Annotated in this window: 21 protein-coding genes and 1 other annotated feature; of the genes, 18 read left to right on the plus strand and 3 right to left on the minus strand. The window is 43.6% G+C overall.

Annotated features, from left to right (window positions below):
• The first annotated feature begins 45 nt into the window (after nt 1–45).
• The 4 genes from mreC to minD all read left to right on the plus strand — a co-directional run bounded on the left by mreC (nt 46) and on the right by minD (nt 3,039).
• The gene (gene mreC, locus ACZ9AO_RS04090) at nt 46–918 is read left to right on the plus strand and encodes a rod shape-determining protein MreC (protein ID WP_034308869.1); all 873 of its coding nucleotides are present in this window, start codon (nt 46–48) and stop codon (nt 916–918) included.
• Nucleotides 915–1,433 carry a rod shape-determining protein MreD gene (mreD, locus tag ACZ9AO_RS04095; protein WP_476108527.1) on the plus strand — a complete coding sequence of 173 codons (519 nt, stop codon included), beginning with the start codon at nt 915–917 and terminating at the stop codon, nt 1,431–1,433. Before mreC ends, mreD begins: the two co-directional genes overlap by 4 nt.
• 116 nt (nt 1,434–1,549) lie before the next feature.
• Nucleotides 1,550–2,233, plus strand: a complete 684-nt coding sequence (minC, locus tag ACZ9AO_RS04100) for a septum site-determining protein MinC (RefSeq protein ID WP_048688939.1) — start codon at nt 1,550–1,552, stop codon at nt 2,231–2,233.
• Between the two features lie 2 nt (nt 2,234–2,235).
• Nucleotides 2,236–3,039 (plus strand): septum site-determining protein MinD, encoded by an 804-nt coding sequence (gene minD / locus ACZ9AO_RS04105; RefSeq protein WP_034308862.1) that lies wholly within the window; start codon nt 2,236–2,238, stop codon nt 3,037–3,039.
• Nucleotides 3,040–3,169: 130 nt separating this feature from the next.
• Here the strand turns inward: minD and ACZ9AO_RS04110 are convergent, their stop codons facing one another.
• Nucleotides 3,170–3,613 (minus strand): S1 domain-containing RNA-binding protein, encoded by a 444-nt coding sequence (locus ACZ9AO_RS04110; RefSeq protein WP_034308861.1) that lies wholly within the window; start codon nt 3,611–3,613, stop codon nt 3,170–3,172.
• 257 nt (nt 3,614–3,870) lie between these two features.
• Here ACZ9AO_RS04110 and ACZ9AO_RS04115 point away from each other — a divergent pair, with 257 nt between their 5' ends.
• The 11 genes from ACZ9AO_RS04115 to ACZ9AO_RS04165 all read left to right on the plus strand — a co-directional run bounded on the left by ACZ9AO_RS04115 (nt 3,871) and on the right by ACZ9AO_RS04165 (nt 13,427).
• Nucleotides 3,871–4,620: a peptidoglycan DD-metalloendopeptidase family protein gene (locus ACZ9AO_RS04115; RefSeq protein ID WP_476108528.1), complete on the plus strand. Its 750-nt coding sequence runs from the start codon at nt 3,871–3,873 to the stop codon at nt 4,618–4,620.
• Nucleotides 4,613–5,479: a M50 family metallopeptidase gene (locus ACZ9AO_RS04120; RefSeq protein WP_134782366.1), complete on the plus strand. Its 867-nt coding sequence runs from the start codon at nt 4,613–4,615 to the stop codon at nt 5,477–5,479. The genes ACZ9AO_RS04115 and ACZ9AO_RS04120 overlap by 8 nt, the downstream gene beginning before the upstream one ends.
• Before the next feature lie 42 nt (nt 5,480–5,521).
• On the plus strand, nt 5,522–6,994 hold the full coding sequence (locus ACZ9AO_RS04125; RefSeq protein WP_476108641.1) for an Rne/Rng family ribonuclease: 1,473 nt from the start codon (nt 5,522–5,524) through the stop codon (nt 6,992–6,994).
• A gap of 75 nt (nt 6,995–7,069) precedes the next feature.
• Nucleotides 7,070–7,153: a sequence feature (ribosomal protein L21 leader region), on the plus strand.
• A gap of 13 nt (nt 7,154–7,166) precedes the next feature.
• Nucleotides 7,167–7,475, plus strand: coding sequence for a 50S ribosomal protein L21 (gene rplU / locus ACZ9AO_RS04130; RefSeq protein WP_034308849.1), 309 nt, complete (start codon nt 7,167–7,169; stop codon nt 7,473–7,475).
• 14 nt (nt 7,476–7,489) lie between these two features.
• Nucleotides 7,490–7,822 (plus strand): ribosomal-processing cysteine protease Prp, encoded by a 333-nt coding sequence (locus ACZ9AO_RS04135; protein WP_048688952.1) that lies wholly within the window; start codon nt 7,490–7,492, stop codon nt 7,820–7,822.
• A 12-nt stretch (nt 7,823–7,834) separates the two neighbouring features.
• A complete protein-coding gene (gene rpmA, locus ACZ9AO_RS04140) occupies nt 7,835–8,125 on the plus strand; it encodes a 50S ribosomal protein L27 (RefSeq protein ID WP_048688955.1) in 291 nt (96 codons plus the stop codon).
• Nucleotides 8,126–8,662: 537 nt separating this feature from the next.
• Complete coding sequence (locus ACZ9AO_RS04145) at nt 8,663–9,202, plus strand: Spo0B domain-containing protein (protein ID WP_054400099.1); 540 nt, start codon at nt 8,663–8,665, stop codon at nt 9,200–9,202.
• Nucleotides 9,203–9,250: 48 nt separating this feature from the next.
• Entirely contained in the window at nt 9,251–10,540 is a 1,290-nt protein-coding gene (gene obgE, locus ACZ9AO_RS04150; RefSeq protein WP_048688961.1) for a GTPase ObgE, read from the plus strand.
• 40 nt (nt 10,541–10,580) lie between these two features.
• Nucleotides 10,581–11,030 (plus strand): ACT domain-containing protein, encoded by a 450-nt coding sequence (locus tag ACZ9AO_RS04155; protein ID WP_034308837.1) that lies wholly within the window; start codon nt 10,581–10,583, stop codon nt 11,028–11,030.
• 507 nt (nt 11,031–11,537) lie between these two features.
• Nucleotides 11,538–12,413 (plus strand): prephenate dehydratase, encoded by an 876-nt coding sequence (gene pheA / locus ACZ9AO_RS04160; RefSeq protein ID WP_034308835.1) that lies wholly within the window; start codon nt 11,538–11,540, stop codon nt 12,411–12,413.
• 306 nt (nt 12,414–12,719) lie between these two features.
• Entirely contained in the window at nt 12,720–13,427 is a 708-nt protein-coding gene (locus ACZ9AO_RS04165; RefSeq protein ID WP_476108529.1) for a DUF6944 family repetitive protein, read from the plus strand.
• Between the two features lie 43 nt (nt 13,428–13,470).
• On the opposite strand, the gene ACZ9AO_RS04170 is transcribed toward ACZ9AO_RS04165, so the two are convergent.
• On the minus strand, nt 13,471–14,001 hold the full coding sequence (locus ACZ9AO_RS04170) for a transcription repressor NadR (RefSeq protein ID WP_323596466.1): 531 nt from the start codon (nt 13,999–14,001) through the stop codon (nt 13,471–13,473).
• 49 nt (nt 14,002–14,050) lie between these two features.
• Nucleotides 14,051–15,178 (minus strand): IscS subfamily cysteine desulfurase, encoded by a 1,128-nt coding sequence (locus tag ACZ9AO_RS04175; RefSeq protein WP_476108530.1) that lies wholly within the window; start codon nt 15,176–15,178, stop codon nt 14,051–14,053.
• Between the two features lie 103 nt (nt 15,179–15,281).
• Here ACZ9AO_RS04175 and nadB point away from each other — a divergent pair, with 103 nt between their 5' ends.
• Genes nadB through nadA form a run of 3 tightly spaced genes read left to right on the plus strand, consistent with a single transcriptional unit; the run spans nt 15,282 to nt 18,800 of the window.
• Nucleotides 15,282–16,865, plus strand: a complete 1,584-nt coding sequence (gene nadB / locus ACZ9AO_RS04180) for an L-aspartate oxidase (protein WP_251539733.1) — start codon at nt 15,282–15,284, stop codon at nt 16,863–16,865.
• Nucleotides 16,846–17,697 carry a carboxylating nicotinate-nucleotide diphosphorylase gene (gene nadC / locus ACZ9AO_RS04185; RefSeq protein WP_476108531.1) on the plus strand — a complete coding sequence of 284 codons (852 nt, stop codon included), beginning with the start codon at nt 16,846–16,848 and terminating at the stop codon, nt 17,695–17,697. Before nadB ends, nadC begins: the two co-directional genes overlap by 20 nt.
• On the plus strand, nt 17,694–18,800 hold the full coding sequence (nadA, locus tag ACZ9AO_RS04190) for a quinolinate synthase NadA (RefSeq protein WP_476108532.1): 1,107 nt from the start codon (nt 17,694–17,696) through the stop codon (nt 18,798–18,800). The genes nadC and nadA overlap by 4 nt, the downstream gene beginning before the upstream one ends.
• Nucleotides 18,801–18,866: the final 66 nt, after the last annotated feature.

Consider the following 18,866-nt stretch of genomic DNA (forward strand, 5'->3'; position numbering starts at 1 on the left):
AATTTTAAAACCATAGAGTAAATTTTAGATAGAGGTGTAATCACCATGCCACAGTTTTTTAATAAAAAGCTCCTTCTCTTGCTCGTTAGTATTATCGTTCTCGTGGCATTGATCGGTTTTTCATTAAGGGAGAGAGAAGAGTTGACCTGGCCGGAGCAATTCCTGAAAGATACGACAGGCTGGGTCGGAAATGTGTTTAATAAGCCAGTATCGGGTATAACAGGTTTTGTAGGGGGCTTAAAAGACCTTCAACATACATACGATGAAAACAAAAAATTGAAAGCCCGCTTGGATGAATATGTATTATTGAAAACCCAAGTCCAAGATTTAAAGGAAGAAAATGAAGAACTTCGCGACAACCTCAAAAAAGAAGATGACCTGCGGAAGTATTCGCCCACTCAGGCGACTGTCATCGGACGTAATCCCGACCGCTGGCATGAAATGCTGACGATCAATAAAGGGAAGCGTAATGGGGTAGAAAAAAACATGGCAGTCATCACGTCCAATGGGTTAGTCGGTAAGGTGAAATCAGCGACGGATTTCACGGCCTCGGTTCAACTTTTAAGTTCGATCGATAAAGCCAACCGTGTCTCAGCCATCGTTCAAGGTGATGATAAAGCATATGGCTTGATTGAAGGGTTCGATGATAAGAAGAACCTTTTGCTGATGAAGCGGATTCCATATGATAAAAAGATCAAGAAAAATTCATTGGTCATCACATCCGGTTATGGAGGAATCTTTCCGAAAGGTCTGCTGATCGGGAAAGTTGTCGATGTCAAAGTGGATCAATATGGATTGAACCAGACTGCATATATCGAACCTTCGACGGATTTTTATGATATTAATAATGTAATGGTCGTTCAGCGTGAAGTGGACGGTGTACCGAAAGAAAGTGAAGGGGAGGATGAAGCTGAGTGAGATATTTCATCCTTTCTTTCATAGCCTTGGTTTTTTTTGTTTTTGAAAGCATCTTCGCCCAGATGTTCGCTGGAGATGCATTCGGGGCCGATAAAATCCTCGTTCCCCATTTCATGATGATATTCGTTTTTTTCCTGACCATGTACGGGTCCAGGAAAATGGGTATGCTTTATGGGGCGATTCTTGGGTTGACTTATGATGTCGTATATACGGAAATCCTTGGAATTTACATGTTCCTGCTGCCTTTTCTTGCCTATCTGATATCGAAAAGCATGAAAATCCTGCAAAATAATATTTTGATTGCCTGCCTTACGGCGCTTTTATTCACGGCAGTTTTAGAGGTTGTCATCTTTCAGATGAATATTATCCTATCGTTTGCAGATATGGGATTTGGTGAATTTGCGGAACGGAGATTGATTCCGACATTATTATTGAATCTCACATTCATTATCATCAGCTGCTATCCTTTAAAGAGAATGATTGAAAAGCTTGATTTGCAAGGAGAATCGGAATAACGTTCCTGTGTCTTAAGAAGCAGGTGGGAAATGTATTTTCTCTTTTCCGTGTACGTAGAAAAAGGAAATTTGTTTTCCTATGTCGAATTATATTTCATTGAGGTGAAACAAACGTCATGAATAAAAGAATTCAGCAAAATGTCATGATTAAGGGAACAAAAGACGGGTTTATGCTTCATCTCGATGATTCTTGCTCATTTTCCGAATTATTGAAAGAGTTAGAAGTGAAGCTTTCGGCAAACTATCAGTTTCAAGAAAATGACCCGTCCATTTCCGTAAAAGTACATACAGGGAACCGCTATCTTGATGAACAACAAGAAGAAAAGATTAAAGAGGTCATCCATAAAAAGAAGAAGCTTTTCGTGGATGAGATAATTTCGAATGTCCTGACGAAGGATGAAGCGAAACGATGGAAAGATGAAAACCAAGTGACTACCGTGACCAAGGTGATAAGGTCGGGACAGGTTTTTGAAGTTCCCGGTGACTTACTGTTAATTGGGGATGTCAATCCCGACGGAACGGTTCGTGCGGGTGGCAACATATATATCATGGGACAGCTAAAGGGAATAGCCCATGCCGGATATAAAGGGAATAATGAGGCCATCATAGCTGCCTCTGTCATGAAGCCTGCCCAGCTGCGCATTGCCGGACAAGTGAATCTATCTCCTGATCAATATACAAAATGGGGACATGACTTGGAATGTGCCTTCATGGATGAAGAAGAAAATATCATTATAGAAAAACTGCAAGTTTTAAAGAAATATAGACCTAATTTAAATAGATTAGAAGGGGGTCTCTAATCGTGGGAGAGGCAATAGTTATAACATCCGGTAAGGGTGGTGTCGGGAAAACGACCACCTCCGCCAATTTAGGAACATCTTTAGCTCTTCTAGGCAAGAAGGTTTGCTTGATTGATACGGATATTGGTCTTCGGAATTTGGATGTGATCATGGGATTGGAGAATCGCATCATCTATGATTTGGTCGATGTGGTCGAAGGGCGCTGCAAGATACACCAGGCGCTCATTAAGGATAAACATTTCGAGGATTTGCTTTATTTGCTTCCTGCTCCGCAAAATAGTGATAAAACAGTGGTGAATGAAGAGCAGATGAGGAAACTCATAAGCGATATGAAGCCTGACTATGATTATGTCATCATTGATTGCCCTGCAGGCATCGAACAGGGTTTCAGGAATGCCATAGCTGGGGCAGACAAGGCAATTATCGTTACGACGGCAGAGAGACCGGCTGTAAGGGATGCTGACCGTATTATTGGCCTGCTTGAAAAAGAAGAGCATATTGAACCGCCTCAATTGATCATCAACCGGATACGCGGCCATTTGCTTCATGAGGATGAAGAAATGGATATCGATGGAGTTGCCGATTTTCTTAAGATTGATTTGATCGGCGTCATTCCTGATGATGACCAGGTCATTGTGGCAGCTAATAAAAAGGAACCCATTGCCTATAATCCGGACAATAGAGTCTCGCTTGCCTATCGGAACATTGCCAGAAGGATCCTTGGTGAATCTGTGCCCTTGACTCCAATTGGCAGCGAACCAAAGGGCTTCATGTCCAAGTTGAAAAAATTCTTTAGCGTGCGGTAAATCTATATTCTTTTTGTCAAGAAGCGGGGAGCATTTGATGCCCTCGCTTTTTTTTGCACGGAACTTCATGAAAATAAAAAAGACAAGCCGTATCCCGGCTTGCCTGTTCTATATGCTAAAATGCAGCGGGTTATCCGCGTCTTCCGCCTCTGCCGCCGCGTTTTGATTCAGTGCTGCGTTTAAGAGTCGATAAATTTTCTTCGCTAGTCTTTAAAAAGCGCACCATTTTATCTTCGAAATTTTCCTTTGGTTGGAAATTACCTTTTGAACGAAAATCTTTAGAACGGCTATCCCCTTGGCGTGGTGGGCGTTTGGTATAAGAAGAGGTTTGCCCTTCGGGTCTATCTATAGCCTTTTTGATGGACAAGGCAGTTTTTCCGTCTTTCTCACTAATCACTTTTACTTCAATTTGGTCGCCTACTTTAAGATGGTCATTTACGTCTTTTACATAGCTATCTGCTACCTCACTGATATGCACAAGACCTGTTGAGCCTCCTGGTAATTCTACGAATGCTCCAAAATTAGTGATACCTGTTACTTTACCTTGTACTTTGCTGCCTATTTCGATTGACATAAAAAAATGTTCCCCCTCAATAATGTTAAAACCACTTTATTATAACAAATTTCGGGGAACAATATCAATCTCAATTATTAGATTTTCTGAATCGATACAGAAATCACCTTGGAAATTCATTAGTTTCCGGATGATTTTTCATTGGAAAAAATTTTTCAGGATGTGCAGAAAGAATATCTTTTCTCCGTCATAGTCTGGACAAGTTGCTCATACGTTGTATTATAGCGCTTTGACATGAGCTGGGGGGGAAGTCTGGAATGGATGATCGCAGGAAAGATATCCGCAATCGTATCGCCAAGAGACGCAAGTTTAATGATAAACCTGCAGGAAGCAGTAGTTGGACGGAGATCAACAATGAGGAACCATATGGGATTGATTCATATAACGGGTATTCCGAAAAAGACCATCCGCTCTTCAAGAAAGAATATTTTTTCTTTAAAGTCCTTGCCAGTGTATGCCTGTTCCTGATTGTCGCGGTGATGTTCAAACACCCTTCTGTGCGGCTTGACCCTGCCAGGAGTTTTGTCATGGAGAACATGAACAAGGAATTTCAGTTCGCTTCAATCTCCAATTGGTACGAAAGTGCGTTTGGTAAACCAATCGCTTTTTTACCGAATGAAGCCAATACGGAAACTGTTGATTCGAATGAAGAATATGCAATGCCAGCTTCTGCGAAAATTACCCAAAACTTCGAGACGAACGGTGAGGGAATCATATTGGAAACGAGCAAAGGCTCAAAGGTCGAGGCCGTTAATGAAGGGGTAGTCATTTTTGCCGGTGAAAAGGAGGGGATCGGAAAGACGGTAGTCATTCAGCATGCCAATAAAACTGAATCTTGGTATGGGCAGCTGAAAGAAATTGATGTGAAATTGTATGAGTTCGTTAAAAAGGGCAATGAAGTCGGACAGGTTACACTAAGTGAAGATGGATCCAAGGGCAGATTTTATTTAGCGATAAAAGAAAATGATGCTTTCGTCGATCCTAAAAAGGTGATTTCCTTTGAGTGAATATGGGAAGTTACTGTTTAAAATCAGGGTGCACCCGACACTGTGGTTTGTCATTGGCATCGCCATCCTCACAGCCCATTTTGTTGAAGTGATGATGCTGTTGCTCATCGTCTTCATACATGAGATGGGGCATGCCGTCTGTGCGCAGCACTTCAAATGGCGGATAAAGTCAATCCAGCTGCTTCCTTTTGGCGGGGCTGTCGAGACTGAGGAATATGGAAATAAGAGTTTGAAGGAGGATTTGGCGGTGGTGCTTGCCGGTCCGCTTCAACATGTTTGGCTCATTGGTGCAGCTTTTTTGCTCTATTTCTTCACTATTATCCCATATGAGCTGTACCAGCCCTTTTTGTATATGAATCTCATGCTGCTTATTTTTAACCTGCTGCCAATTTGGCCCTTGGACGGGGGACGCTTGCTATTCATCGGTATTTCCCTATACTGCACCTTTTTGGAAGCGCAGAAACATACCCTTCACTTTTCTGCAGTATTCGCTGTCCTGGCTTTTTTGACCTGGATCATACTGGATCCGCTCAATTTGAACATCTGGCTCATCATCTTTTTCATAAGTCTCTCACTCGTCATGGAATGGCGGCAGAGGTATTACGCGTTCATCCGCTTTCTTCTGCAGCGCCATTACGGGCATACGAATGATTTGGCGAAACTGAAGCCGATATCGGTGGATTCACAAGAACCGATTTATAAAGTGCTGGAACTGTTTCAACGCGGCTGTAAACACCCCGTCATCATCATGAAAAACGGGAAAGAGAGCGGCTCATTGGATGAAACGGAAATCCTTCACGCCTATTTTTCGGAGAAAATGACGAACGGGAAAATCGGCGACCTATTATATTCTTATTAAATATGTTATCCTTTCTTCAAATTGAGGAGAGGATTTTTTTTGATGAAAAAAATGATCGCGAACCTAGCTTCACGCGAAAAAAGAGTGGCCGTCCTTGAGAATGGCGTTTTACGTAAACTTGAAATCATGCCGCCTCAAAAGCGCAGTACGGTCGGTAATATATATCTTGGGAAGGTTACGAAGGTGCTGCCGGGAATGGATGCCGTCTTCATTGATTATGGTGCAGAGAAGAATGGTTTTTTACACCGTGACGAGATTCCCTCCTTCCAGCTTACAAAAAAAAGTGATGGGAAAGCATCCATCGGTCAATTTGTCCGTCAGGGAGAAAAGCTGCTAGTTCAGGTGACTCGGGATGAAACGGGAACAAAAGGAGCTAAATTGACAGGGCTGATCGAGTTTTCAACGGAGTCCCTCGTATACATACATGGAATAGATTATGTTGGTGTTTCAAAGAAATTCAAAAACGACGATCTTCAGAAGCAATGGCGGGAAACGGCCATGCGGCATAAAAATCCTGATGAGGGATTGATTGTCCGCACCTCGATGGAGAACGAAAGTGAATCGGTTTTCCTTGACAGGTTAACTGGATTGCGGGAGCTCCATAAAGGGCTTGAAGTCAAGGCTGCATCCCTAAAGGCCCCGTCCCTTCTCTATGAGAGGGACGCTTACCTTGATATGATCATTTCCGAAATGTCGGGAACGGCGACCGGGGAACTTGCCATCGATGACTTCGAGGCCTATCGCGAGTTGAAAAAGTGGATACAGGAAAACCGTAAGGAGTGGGAAATATCACATGTATCGGGTACCAGGAATATTTTTTCCGAATGGAATGTGGAAGCGCAAGTTGAGAAAATGGCCAAGAAAATCGTTTGGCTTGATAATGGCGGATATTTAATTTTTGAAGAAACGGAAGCTTTCACCGTAATCGATGTCAATTCAGGTAAGTTCACCGGCAAGGTGGAGAAGGAAGCAACATTGTTTGCGGTTAATCAGGCTGCGGCGAAAGAGGTCGCCCGTCAACTGAGATTGAGGAATATCAGCGGAATCATCCTGATAGATTTCATCAATATGGACCAGTCCCGGCATAATCAGGAAATCATCGAAATCGTCAAAAAGGAAGCGGTGAGGGATGAGAAGCGAATCCAGGTCATCGGTTTTACGGAACTGGGCATTTTACAAATGACGAGAAAGCGAACCTCCCCGTCTTTAAGTGAAATGACGACGGTGCCTTGCCCTGTGTGCAGTGGAAGCGGTAAAATCGAGAGCCCGGAAACGGTGGCCTTCCGGTTGGAACGTGAACTGCTGGAACACAGGAAGACGGATGATGAAGCGGTATGGGTGGAGGTAAGTAAAGCGGTGGCGGACGTGCTGCTTGGTGAAAAGGAATCATATCGGCCGGCATTGGAGGAATTGATCGCTAAAAAGTTATTCCTGTCTTTTATCCCAGGTTTGACGAATGCCTATTCCATCAAGCGATTCGGAAGCATTCAGGAAATCGGGCAGGCTTTCGATTGAAGAGCGGGAATTGTTATAAATATATTGACAGCCTTTCCTGTTTCATGATAGGATTTTAATGTTATGTTTGTAGCACCCGTGCTACAACCGCTCAACATCAGGTTTTAAGCTTTTGCCTTTTTGGTAAAACGCCTGTGATTGGCGAGTCTGAGACATTTAAGGAGGTGCAAGTATGTACGCAATTATCGAAACTGGCGGTAAACAAATTAAAGTAGCAGCTGGCGAAGCGGTTTACATTGAAAAATTAAACGCAGAAGCAGGCGAAACTGTTACATTTGACAAAGTTTTATTCGTAGGTGGCGAAGACGTGAAAGTCGGTGCTCCACTAGTTGAAGGCGCTACTGTAACAGGTACTGTCGAAAAACAAGGCAAGCAAAAGAAAATCACTGTTTTCAAATACAAAGCGAAGAAAAACAATCGTAAAAAACAAGGTCATCGTCAACCATACACTAAAGTTGTTATCGAAGCAATCAACGCGTAAGGGCTGATTCTAAGATGATCAAAGTTGTATTTGATGCTCCGCAGGAACGGATTGCTTCGTTCACCTTAAGCGGACATGCTAATTTTGCTAAAAAAGGTTCTGATATCGTTTGTGCAGGTGTATCGGCTGTTTCCTTCGGGGCAGTCAATGCCATCATGTCCTTAACGGACGTAGAGCCTGAGATTGAGCAAGGGAGAGAAGGTGGCTATCTTCGCTGCGCCATTCCGGGGAATCTTTCGCCGGAATCGGAAGAGAAGGTTCAGCTGCTTTTGAACGGAATGCTCATATCGCTGCAAACCATCGAACGTGATTATGGTAAATACATGAAAATTATCCTCAACCAATAGGAGGTGGAACAAATGTTAAGATTAGATCTTCAGTTCTTCGCTTCGAAAAAAGGAGTAGGTTCTACAAAGAACGGACGTGACTCAATCTCCAAGCGTCTTGGCGCTAAACGTGCAGATGGTCAATTCGTATCTGGTGGTTCTATCCTTTACCGTCAACGCGGAACAAAAATCTATCCTGGTGAGAACGTAGGCCGTGGTGGAGACGATACTCTATACGCTAAAGTAGACGGTGTTGTTAAATTCGAACGTTTCGGACGTGACCGTAAAAAAGTAAGCGTATATCCAGTTGCACAAGAAGCATAATTGGCATCTTTGAACAGAGGCTGACTCAAAAGGGTCTGATTCCTTCTACAAGACACTATATACCGCGTCATTTTTAATAATGGTATGCTATATAGTGATGAAGGGGTCCGGCCCTTTATTTATACTATAGGAATGAACCAGCATTTTGCAGGAGACTTTAGTCATTAGTATAAGGAAACAACCTCTGACTTACAAAAGGCTCGCCAATAGGCGGGCTTTCTTAAACTTTCAGGGGGTAAATCCAAGATTATTCATCCATCCGATTTGGTTAAACCAAATAGACACTTCAATTCAACTATAATATCTCCAATTGGTGCATAAATAAGGCCCATTCTCTTTTTTAGTTCAAATGGCTCTACCATCGTCCAAAGAACTCAGGGTGTGCGGCTGTATTTTTTGGACGGGGGCTTTCATGTGAAGGCATGTGAATCGAGCTTCATTTCCTGTTTGTTGTTTTTTTGATATACTGTACAAATGGAAGTATTCAACATGATAGAGCTGAAAAAAGTTTCTTTATCATAATTGAAGGTGTTAATAATGGATAAAAATTGGACGACTATTGAAACTCTGCGTCAAACCAGGCATGACTGGCTGAATAAAATTCAAATCATCAAAGGGAATCTGGAGTTGAACAGAATTGATCGTGTCAAGGGCATCATTGATGAAATCATTGTTGAAACCCAGAATGAAGCACGACTTTCCAGTTTGAATTTACCCAAGTTCACCGAGATGCTATTGACGTCGAATTGGAATAATGGATCATTTTATTGCGAATATGAAATCATTGATGTTTTTGAAGGCTCAACCGAGATGGACGGGCTGATGTATCGCTGGACAAACGATTTCTTCAAGATTCTGGATAAAAACCTGGATCCGTTTTTTGAAAATATACTGGCTGTTTCTATGTGTAAAAAAGAAGTGAGCGATATGCACTGTACATTTCATATGCAAGGCAGGTTCATTGATCAATCCCCAGTGATCGAGTTTTTGGAAAGTTCATTAACGGCCGAGCAATCAATTGAAATTCTTGAATGTAATGAGGATGAAATATTTTTTAAGATGGATATTAACTTTTAGAGAAGTATACAGCAAGAATTGACTTGCAGAAAACAAGGAAGTGATAGCATGTTTGTCGATCAAACGAAAGTCTATGTAAAAGGCGGAGACGGTGGTAACGGGATAGTTGCTTATCGTCGTGAGAAATTCATACCTAAAGGCGGACCAGCTGGCGGAGATGGCGGTAATGGGGCCAATGTCGTATTTGAAGTGGAAGAGGGCTTGCGTACATTAATGGATTTCCGTTACCAACGTCACTTTAAGGCACCTCGCGGAGAACATGGAATGTCCAAAAACATGCATGGTGCGGCTGCAAAAGATATGGTCATCAAGGTTCCACCTGGCACCGTTGTCATCGATGATAAAACGAAGGAAGTCATTGCTGATTTAGTTGAGCACGGACAACGCGCCGTTATCGCCAAAGGTGGCCGCGGAGGCCGGGGAAATTCCCGTTTTGCCACGCCTGCCAATCCTGCACCCGAAATCGCGGAGAATGGCGAACCCGGCCAAGAACGCGATATCGTCATGGAATTGAAACTGTTGGCTGATGTCGGTTTGGTTGGTTTCCCAAGTGTAGGGAAATCCACTTTGCTTTCTGTCGTATCCGCAGCAAGGCCTAAAATTGCCGAATATCATTTTACAACGATCGTACCGAACCTCGGAATGGTGGAAACGGAAGATCACCGCAGCTTCGTCATGGCCGATTTACCTGGTTTGATCGAAGGTGCTTCAGAAGGAGTGGGACTTGGACATCAATTCCTGCGCCATATTGAAAGAACGAGGGTAATCGTTCATGTAATCGATATGTCTGGTCTCGAAGGCCGGGATCCATACGAAGACTACCAAACAATCAATAAAGAATTGGAAGAGTATAACCTGCGCTTGACTGAACGTCCGCAAATCATTGTTGCAAGTAAAATGGATATGCCGGACTCAGAAGATAACTTAGCTGCTTTCAAAGAAAAGCTGGAAGAAGACTATCCTGTCTTCCCGATTTCTGCCGTGACGCGTGAAGGGATCCGTGAGCTTCTTTATGCAATCGCTGATAAAATCGAAGAGACCCCTGAGTTCCCTCTTGAACATGAAGAAGAGAATACTGGAATCCACCGGGTTCTATATAAACATACATCACAGTCGGATGAATTTAACATTGAACGCGAACCCGATGGCAGCTTTGCCGTATCAGGATTCAAGATCGAGCGTCTATTCAAAATGACTGACTTCACCCGTGAAGAGTCCATACGTCGTTTCGCCAGACAGCTTCGTTCATTCGGCGTCGACGAAGGCCTTCGCCAAAAAGGTGCGACAAATGGCGATATCGTCCGTATCCTTGAATATGAATTTGAATTTGTTGATTGATTGGAGACCATGATGGCAGGCAAAAGGAGGCGTGCGGAGTTTGAATAAGTCCGATCAGAAATTTTTCCTCGTTCGAGAGGATGTTCTTCCCGAAGCGATGAAAAAAACGCTGGATGCAAAAGAAATGATTGAACGGGGAAAAGCGGAATCAGTTTGGGAAGCGGTACAGCGAGTAGACCTAAGCAGGAGTGCTTTTTACAAATACCGTGACACGGTTTTTCCGTTTCATACAGTTGTTAAGGAAAAGCTGATTACACTGTTCTTCTATCTTGAAGATCGTTCTGGTACTCTATCGGAGCTTTTACGGCTCGTCGCCTCATCCGGTTGCAACATCATGACCATCCACCAAACGATTCCTTTACAGGGACGTGCAAATGTCACCCTATCCCTAAATACGGGTGGGATGACGATGGATATTAATGAACTGCTCACTAAACTGCGTAAAATGGAGTTCGTCGAAAAAGTCGAAATCATTGGTAACGGCGCATGATAACAGCCTGTACATTACACATGTACAGGCTGTCAGTTTGTAGATAAAAGGTTTCCCGAACCTTTTCCAACTGATACTGAACAAAAAAGTTTGCCTATTCGTTTCATGCGGTGAGACCGTAATGGATTTATGTTGGGGACGATAGTAGCTCCGCGAAATAATCCGGAAGCCTTCATTAAGATGCAATAGTAAATCTGTTCAAACAGGTCGGTATCTTTAAAGCGTGGCTCATAATTTTTGCGAACGTTGAGAAGCAAGGCATTTATCATGGAAACCGTAACCTAAAGACCAACGGGCTACCGGACCGCCCGCGGAAAGCGAGTCCTGGAGCGGAAATCAACGTCAACGTTTAAAAACCTAAAACAGCCTGAAGACAAACTCATTTATTATCGGGTTTGTCTTCAGGCTGTTTTCATTTGTAAGAGGAAATTAACGATTAACTATTGTAAAAAATCAGAAAATGGCATAACATAAACAATAGATTTTCCGTGAAAAGGAGTTTATAATATGACAGCAAAAATTGCATTTCTTGGACCAAAAGCAACGTTCACGGATTTAGCTGTATCGCGACTATTTCCTAATGATATAAAAATACCGATGAACACGATTCCGGACTGCCTTGATGCTGTTCGGGACGGGGAAGTGAATCACGCGCTCGTGCCGATCGAGAATGCTTTGGAGGGTTCGGTAAATATAACGATGGATTACTTAGTCCATGAAGTCACATTGCCGATGAAAGGCGAAGTGACGATTCCAATCCAACAGCATTATATGGTGCATCCGGATCATGCATACCCTGGTTTCAAACCTGACATGGTTTATTCGCATTCCCATGCCATCGCTCAATGCCGCAAATTTCTACATAATGAGCTAAGGGGCATTCCATATGAGTATGTCACATCCACAGCAGCCGCTGCTAAGATGGTGATGGAGAATCCCGATATCAATATTGCTGCCATTGCAAATGATATGGCTGCAGAGGAGTACGGTTTGACGATTGCCAAACAAAATATTCACGATTATGAACATAATCACACCAAGTTTATCGTCGTATCCAACAGTGAAGTTGACTATGAAGGGCATTTGACCGTTGAAGGGGATAAAAAAACGACCTTGATGATTCAGCTGCCTGCCGACCACTCAGGGCAGCTGCACCAAGTGCTTTCCGCTTTTTCCTGGAGGAAACTTAACCTTTCCAAGATTGAATCAAGACCCATGAAAACTGGATTAGGCAATTACTTTTTCATCATCGACATAGAAATGTCCCTTGACGATGTCCTGATCCCAGGAGCGATCTCTGAGCTCGAGGCCTTAGGATGTACGGTATCGATCATGGGAAGCTATACATGCTTTAAAGTCCAAACTGGTGTACCGCAACGATAATTCATCATTTGTGAGATTTCTTTCAAAATGATGAATGGTACAAACTCAGCTAAATGAATAGGAAGATGCCCCGGGAGTTTTCCCGGGGCATTTTTTAGTGAGTATTCGTTAAGCTTTGTATGAAATATATATAGATAGGCAGCAGGATTCTAGATGCAAAACAAACACGAATTGTGCTGAAAGCAAATACAATAAGTAAATCTCGGTAGGCCACATGTGGAACTAGCAAATACATATTTTGAAAACTAATTCAGTGGATGCACCTTTTTAATCAAAAATGCAGAGAGAGGGTGGTGGTCAGCAGAGATGGATAATCAATTCAAAGAAACTTTCGGTTCGTGGACCCAAGCGATAGGAACCGTCATTTCAGCTGTTGCTGGTACACCATCAAATGTCTTGGACGAAGAATTTCGTGAGAACTTGGATTTGATTGGAAATGAACTTCAAGCAACAGGAAATGCCTTATTGGCCGACGCGGAAGAAACCTGGTCTCTAGATAAATTCGGTAATATAATACAGGCAATCGGGAATTCGACTGTTATCTTAGGCTTAGTCATTGATTTTGATGAAATAACGAAACAGGAATTAAACATCAAAGGCAATCTGATCCAAGCGTTGGGCGGAGGAACCGCTTTGGCGGGGGCATACGAGAATCCGGATGAACCGGAGCAGGCCTTCAATGCTACGGGAAATTTGTTGCAGGCGATTGGGAATTCGATGCAAGCGATAGGTGGAATTGCCGAACTTAAAAATAGCATTCTAGAAAAAGATCAAGATAAGGATCAAGAACAAGAAGAACAAGATAAGGAGCAGGAACAGCAAAAATATCAATATCCTTATTTGGAAGAGAAGCAATCTGATGCAGAATTAATCCAAGTGATGGGGGGCTGGGTTCAGGCGGTCGGTTCCGTCATTAGCCTTATTGGGCAGTTGAGAAGTAACGAAGATGAAAACTCCGGCGATGGAGCTCAAATGAAAGCAATTCCAATGATGAGTGAGTATGAGGGCCCATAAAAAAATCCTCAAAAGCCCTATCTTTTGAGGATTTTTCGTTCATTCAATCGACTAAAATGCCGGCATCCCTCAAAGCGCTCTCCGCTTCGTCGAGCAGTTCTTCAGATGATGCGCTCAGTGTATGGAGATGGATGCCGCTCGTTAGTTCCGATAAAAACGATGCATTCGTTGCCGTCACCCTTGAAAGGAATTGCTGGACCTCTTTACGGCTGCTGACCATGATGGAAGCGGTTAGGTCGCCGTATACGGGGTGCTCGATTTTGACATCTTTCACCGTGATGCCGATATCCACTAGTAAATATAGTTCTTCTTGGGTCCGGGAAGGATCGTGCTGGCAAGCGATGATCCTTTCCGGATTCTGCGTGCTCCCCGTTTGTAGGTACAGATAGCCTTGGCTTGTGGCAATGATAGGTTCATTCCGCGCTTTCAGGAGGGTAATGTCACCAACGATAACCTGCCGGCTTACATTCGTTATCTGCGAAAGCTCGCTGCCCGTTACAGGCTCCGTGCTTGTTTGCAATAAATGTAAGAGTTTCGTCCGTCTTTCTTCCCCAAGTAATTTCTTTCTTTCCATAAACATTCACCTCTTTAATTACAAACATTCTAACACAGATTGGAGGGTATTATCGAATGGAAGCTATTCCTTCGATGCAGTCCGCCAACTTGTGAATGTCGTCGGCCGTCGTGTTTTTGCCAAAGGAAAAGCGGACGAATTGATGGGCTTCATCTTCGCTTTTTCCAATGGCCATCATCGTTTTTGAAGGATCCTGTTTACCGATTTGACAGGCGCTTCCCGTCGAAACGGCAAATCCTTTCTGGTTTAATTCTAGCATGATGTACTGTCCTTGCAATCCAGCGAAGGTCAGCGCCAGTATGTGAGGCAATTGCTCGTATTTTGCTTCGATGATTTGAAAATCGATTTTCCTTTCCGTCAGCCGTTGAATCAATTGCGTCCTAAGTGCTGAAATCCGTTTTCGTTCATCTTCCATGATGTCGCCCAATTTCTTAGCAGCGGTCACGAAGGAAGCTATCCCGGGGACGTCCACTGTTCCTGGTCTGAAACCATATTCATGAGTGATGTTCGGTACCGAAGCCTTCAACTGATGGATGGCCGGGAAAATGACGGCCCCAGTCCCTTTGGGACCATAAACTTTATGACTGGAAACGGATAGTCCATCACATGAGGCGGCTATCTTGCCAAGCGGTAATTTAGCAAATGATTGGACGCAATCCACATGAAAAAAAGCCTGGTGTTTTCGAACGATTTCACTTATTTGCTCAATGGGTTGAATGACCCCGATTTCCGAATTCACATGTTGGACAATGACCAAGCATGTTCTCTCCGACATGCATTCCTGCAGATGTTCAATATCAACACGGCCATCTTCCAAATGCCGTAAATAAGTAACCTCGAAGCCATCTTGTTCAAGCTTTTCGACGAAATTGGCAAGAGATGCATGTTCAGTCCGGCTTACAATCAAGTGGTTCTGCCAGGATGGTTTCGAAGCGATGAATGTATCTATCGCAAGCATGTTGCTTTCTGATCCGCCGCTCGTAAAGATGATTCCTTCCTTTTTTATGTTCAGCATTTCTGCGAGTTGCTGCCGTGACATATCCAATAAACGTGCCGCTTCAGAGCCAATATCATGCAAACTGTTCGCATTCCCGAAAAACTTCCGGGACGCTTGGCTGAATACGTCGAGAGCCTCCTCGTCAATCGGTGTTGTAGCGGCGTAATCCAAATAAATCAAGAAATCACTTCCATCCTTTAATGTTAAAAAACTCTTGATAATAGTTTAATAATATGTAAATATAGTTGTCAAGACACCTGTCATAAACAGGAGGAATGAAATAATGGTAAAAGCGGAAATCATCGTGATAGGCAGCGGGATTGCTGCCTTGAAAACGGCATTGGAAGCAAGTGAGCATAAGCATGTGATACTCATCACAAAATCAAATATCCGTCATGGTAATTCATATTTAGCTCAGGGCGGGATTGCTGCTGCAATATCTGATCGTGACAGAGTATCCTTACATAAAAAAGATACTCTGGCGGCTGGTCAGAGATATAACAAAGTGAAGGCAGTGGAAAAACTCGTCGAAGAGGCACCTTCGGTTATAGCTGAACTTATAGAATCGGGTATGCAATTTGACCATGATCATGACGGAACTCTATTGCTTGGCATGGAGGGCGCCCACAGTGAACGAAGAATCCTCCATAGTCACGGTGATGCTACCGGAAAGTACATCATGGAACATCTTATAGGCTGCTTGAAAAAATCATCGATTACTGTGATGGAGGATGTTACTGCAGTGGAGTTGATCATCGGGAAAGATGATTCTTGCATAGGCGTCAAAGCACTTGATAAGGCAGGGGAACTCGTAACCTATCATGCTGAACAGACGGTTTTGGCAACAGGCGGCTGTGGCTCCCTATACCATTTTACTTCAAATTCACAAACGGTTTCAGGTGATGGAATCGCACTTGCATTCAAGGCTGGTGCAAAAGTTCGTGACATGGAATTCATACAGTTCCATCCGACCCTGCTTTTTGTAAATGGCAAAGCGAAAGGTCTGGTTTCAGAAGCGGTTCGCGGGGATGGTGCGAGGTTAGTGACGGAAATGGGAAAGCCAATCATGGAGGATGTCCATAGCTTGAAGGATCTAGCACCAAGGCATATTGTTGCACAGACGATCTTTTCTTATATACAGCGCGGTGAAAAGGTATTTTTGGATATTTCGATGATCAAGGATTTTAAAAATCGTTTTCCGACAGTGACCTCATTATGTGAAAAAAGCGGGCTGGACCTTGAATTGGGGAAAATTCCGGTTGCACCTGGAAACCATTTTCTAATGGGAGGGATTGAAGTGGATGAATCGGGGCAAACCTCAGTACCCTCTTTGTATGCAGTTGGTGAAGTGGCATGCACTGGTGTACATGGTGCAAACCGATTGGCAAGCAACTCGCTTCTCGAAGGACTGGTTTTTGGAAATACGCTAGGCCGTTTCCTTGCTAAAGTGCCGTCAAGGTCAATACCGCAAGAAAAAGAGCAGTCCAAGTGTTCCAGCCAAATTTCCTTTTTACCTGATTTCACGACATTGCAGGAAAAATTAATGAACGAAGCGGGAATCGTTCGAAATGAAGCGGGTTTAACTCGTCTGAAGGATTATCTTGAAACGTTTAATATTGAAAAATTGCTGCATGTGGAAGTAACGGCATTATCGATACAAGAAATAACGAAAATCAATGCCTTAATCGTGGCGTGGCTGATTGCCGAATCCGCATTGACCAGGACGGAAAGCAGGGGCGGTCATTACCGCAGTGACTATCCAAGCGAAGATGACACCCAATGGCTTGATAATTCGGTTATCCTTGCTTGCACGGATGTGAAAAACCGAGTGAAAGGGAGACAACTATATGAATATATTGAAGCTTAAGCAGATGCTGCAACAATTTTTAATGGAAGATATAGGGGAATGCGATGTAACGAGTGATACGATTTTTGATCAAGGTGAACAAGGAACCTTGACATTCATCGCAAAAGAAGGCGGGGTCTTTAGTGGAGGGGCCGTCATCCAGACGGGATTTGCATTGTTGGATGAGAAAATCGAGGTTTGCGTTTTTGTTAAAGATGGCGAAGTTTTTGAAGAAGGACAGCAGCTTGCAAAAATGACCGGCGATATGGCCTCTCTTTTAAAAGGGGAACGGGTCGTTTTGAATTTAGTGCAGCGTATGTCCGGAATTGCGACACAGGCTCATAAAGCTGCCATGATATTAGCGGGGACGAAGACGAGAGCGTGTGATACGAGGAAAACTACACCAGGCCTGCGGATGCTTGAAAAATATGCGGTCCTCTCAGGCGGGGCATTCAATCACCGTTATGGTTTATATGATGCAGTCATGATAAAGGACAACCATATTTCTTTCGCTGGGTCCATAACGAAAGCGGTACAAACGGTAAAATCCAAACTGGGACATACCACTAAAGTGGAAGTGGAAACGGAATCACCACAACAGGTGCTTGAAGCAGTGGAAGCCGGTGCAGATATCATCATGTTCGATAACCGGAGCTCCGAAGAAATCAAGCAACTAATTAAATTGGTTCCCGCCCACATCATAACTGAAGCTTCTGGAGGGATCCATTTAGACAATCTAGCCTCATATCGGGAAACAGGGGTAGATTATATTTCGTTGGGCAGCTTGACGCACAGTGTCAGGGCACTGGATATTAGCGCAAAGGTCAAAGAACGTGAGGGGATATTGAAATGAACATATTGGAGATGGCTAAGACAGCAGGAAATACATTGCCTGAAAAGTATAAAACGATGACAAGGGAAGAGATGGAGAATCGGGTCCATGACATCAAGAAACGACTGGGGAACCGTCTTTATATCCCAGGCCATCATTATCAACGGGAGGAAGTCATTCAATTTTCGGATTCAACGGGGGATTCACTTCAATTGGCTCAGCTTTCCGCGCAAAATCGAGAAGCGGATTATATCGTGTTTTGCGGCGTGCATTTCATGGCGGAAACAGCCGATATTTTGACCGAAGAAGGGCAGACGGTTATCCTTCCTGATATGCGTGCAGGCTGCTCCATGGCGGATATGGCGGATATTGAACAAACGGAACGAGCGTGGACAAAGCTTCAGGATTTATTTGGCGATACGATCCTTCCGCTGACTTATGTTAATTCCACCGCGGCCATCAAAGCTTTTGTAGGGAAAAATGGCGGGGCGACGGTGACATCCTCCAATGCACAAGGGATGGTCTCGTGGGCCCTCGCGCAAAAAGAAAGAATCCTTTTTCTTCCCGATCAGCATCTGGGGAGGAATACAGCCTTTGACCTTGGAATCCCATTGAATGAAATGGCCGTTTGGGATCCGCATAAAGATGAATTGATCTATGAAGGGGAACTCGAAGATTTGAAGGTACTTCTTTGGAAAGGACATTGTTCAGTCCATGAAAATTTCACTACGGCTAATATTGAAACGCTTAGAGCGGAGCAGCCTGAAATGAATATCATCGTTCATCCCGAATGCCGCCGTGAGGTAGTCGCCCTGTCAGATTATGCAGGTTCGACATCGTACATCATAAAAATGATCGAAAGCGCAGAACCGGGTAGTTCCTGGGCAATCGGCACGGAAATGAACCTTGTCAAGCGACTTATCGCCAATAATCCTGACAAGAACATCATCTCGTTAAATCCGAATATGTGTCCATGCCTAACAATGAACCGGATTGATCTGCCTCACCTGCTGTGGGCGCTTGAATCCATTGAAGAAGGTATAATCATCAATCCGATAAAAGTGGAGAAGAGCATTGCGGATAATGCCATCCTGGCTTTAAACAGAATGCTGGAACGCGTTTGAGTTAGTGCAAAAGACTTTGAATCATAAGAGAAAGAGGGGGAAGACACCCGTTCAGTTAGCTGACCT

It is taken from the genome of Peribacillus sp. TE19612, from assembly GCF_056279465.1.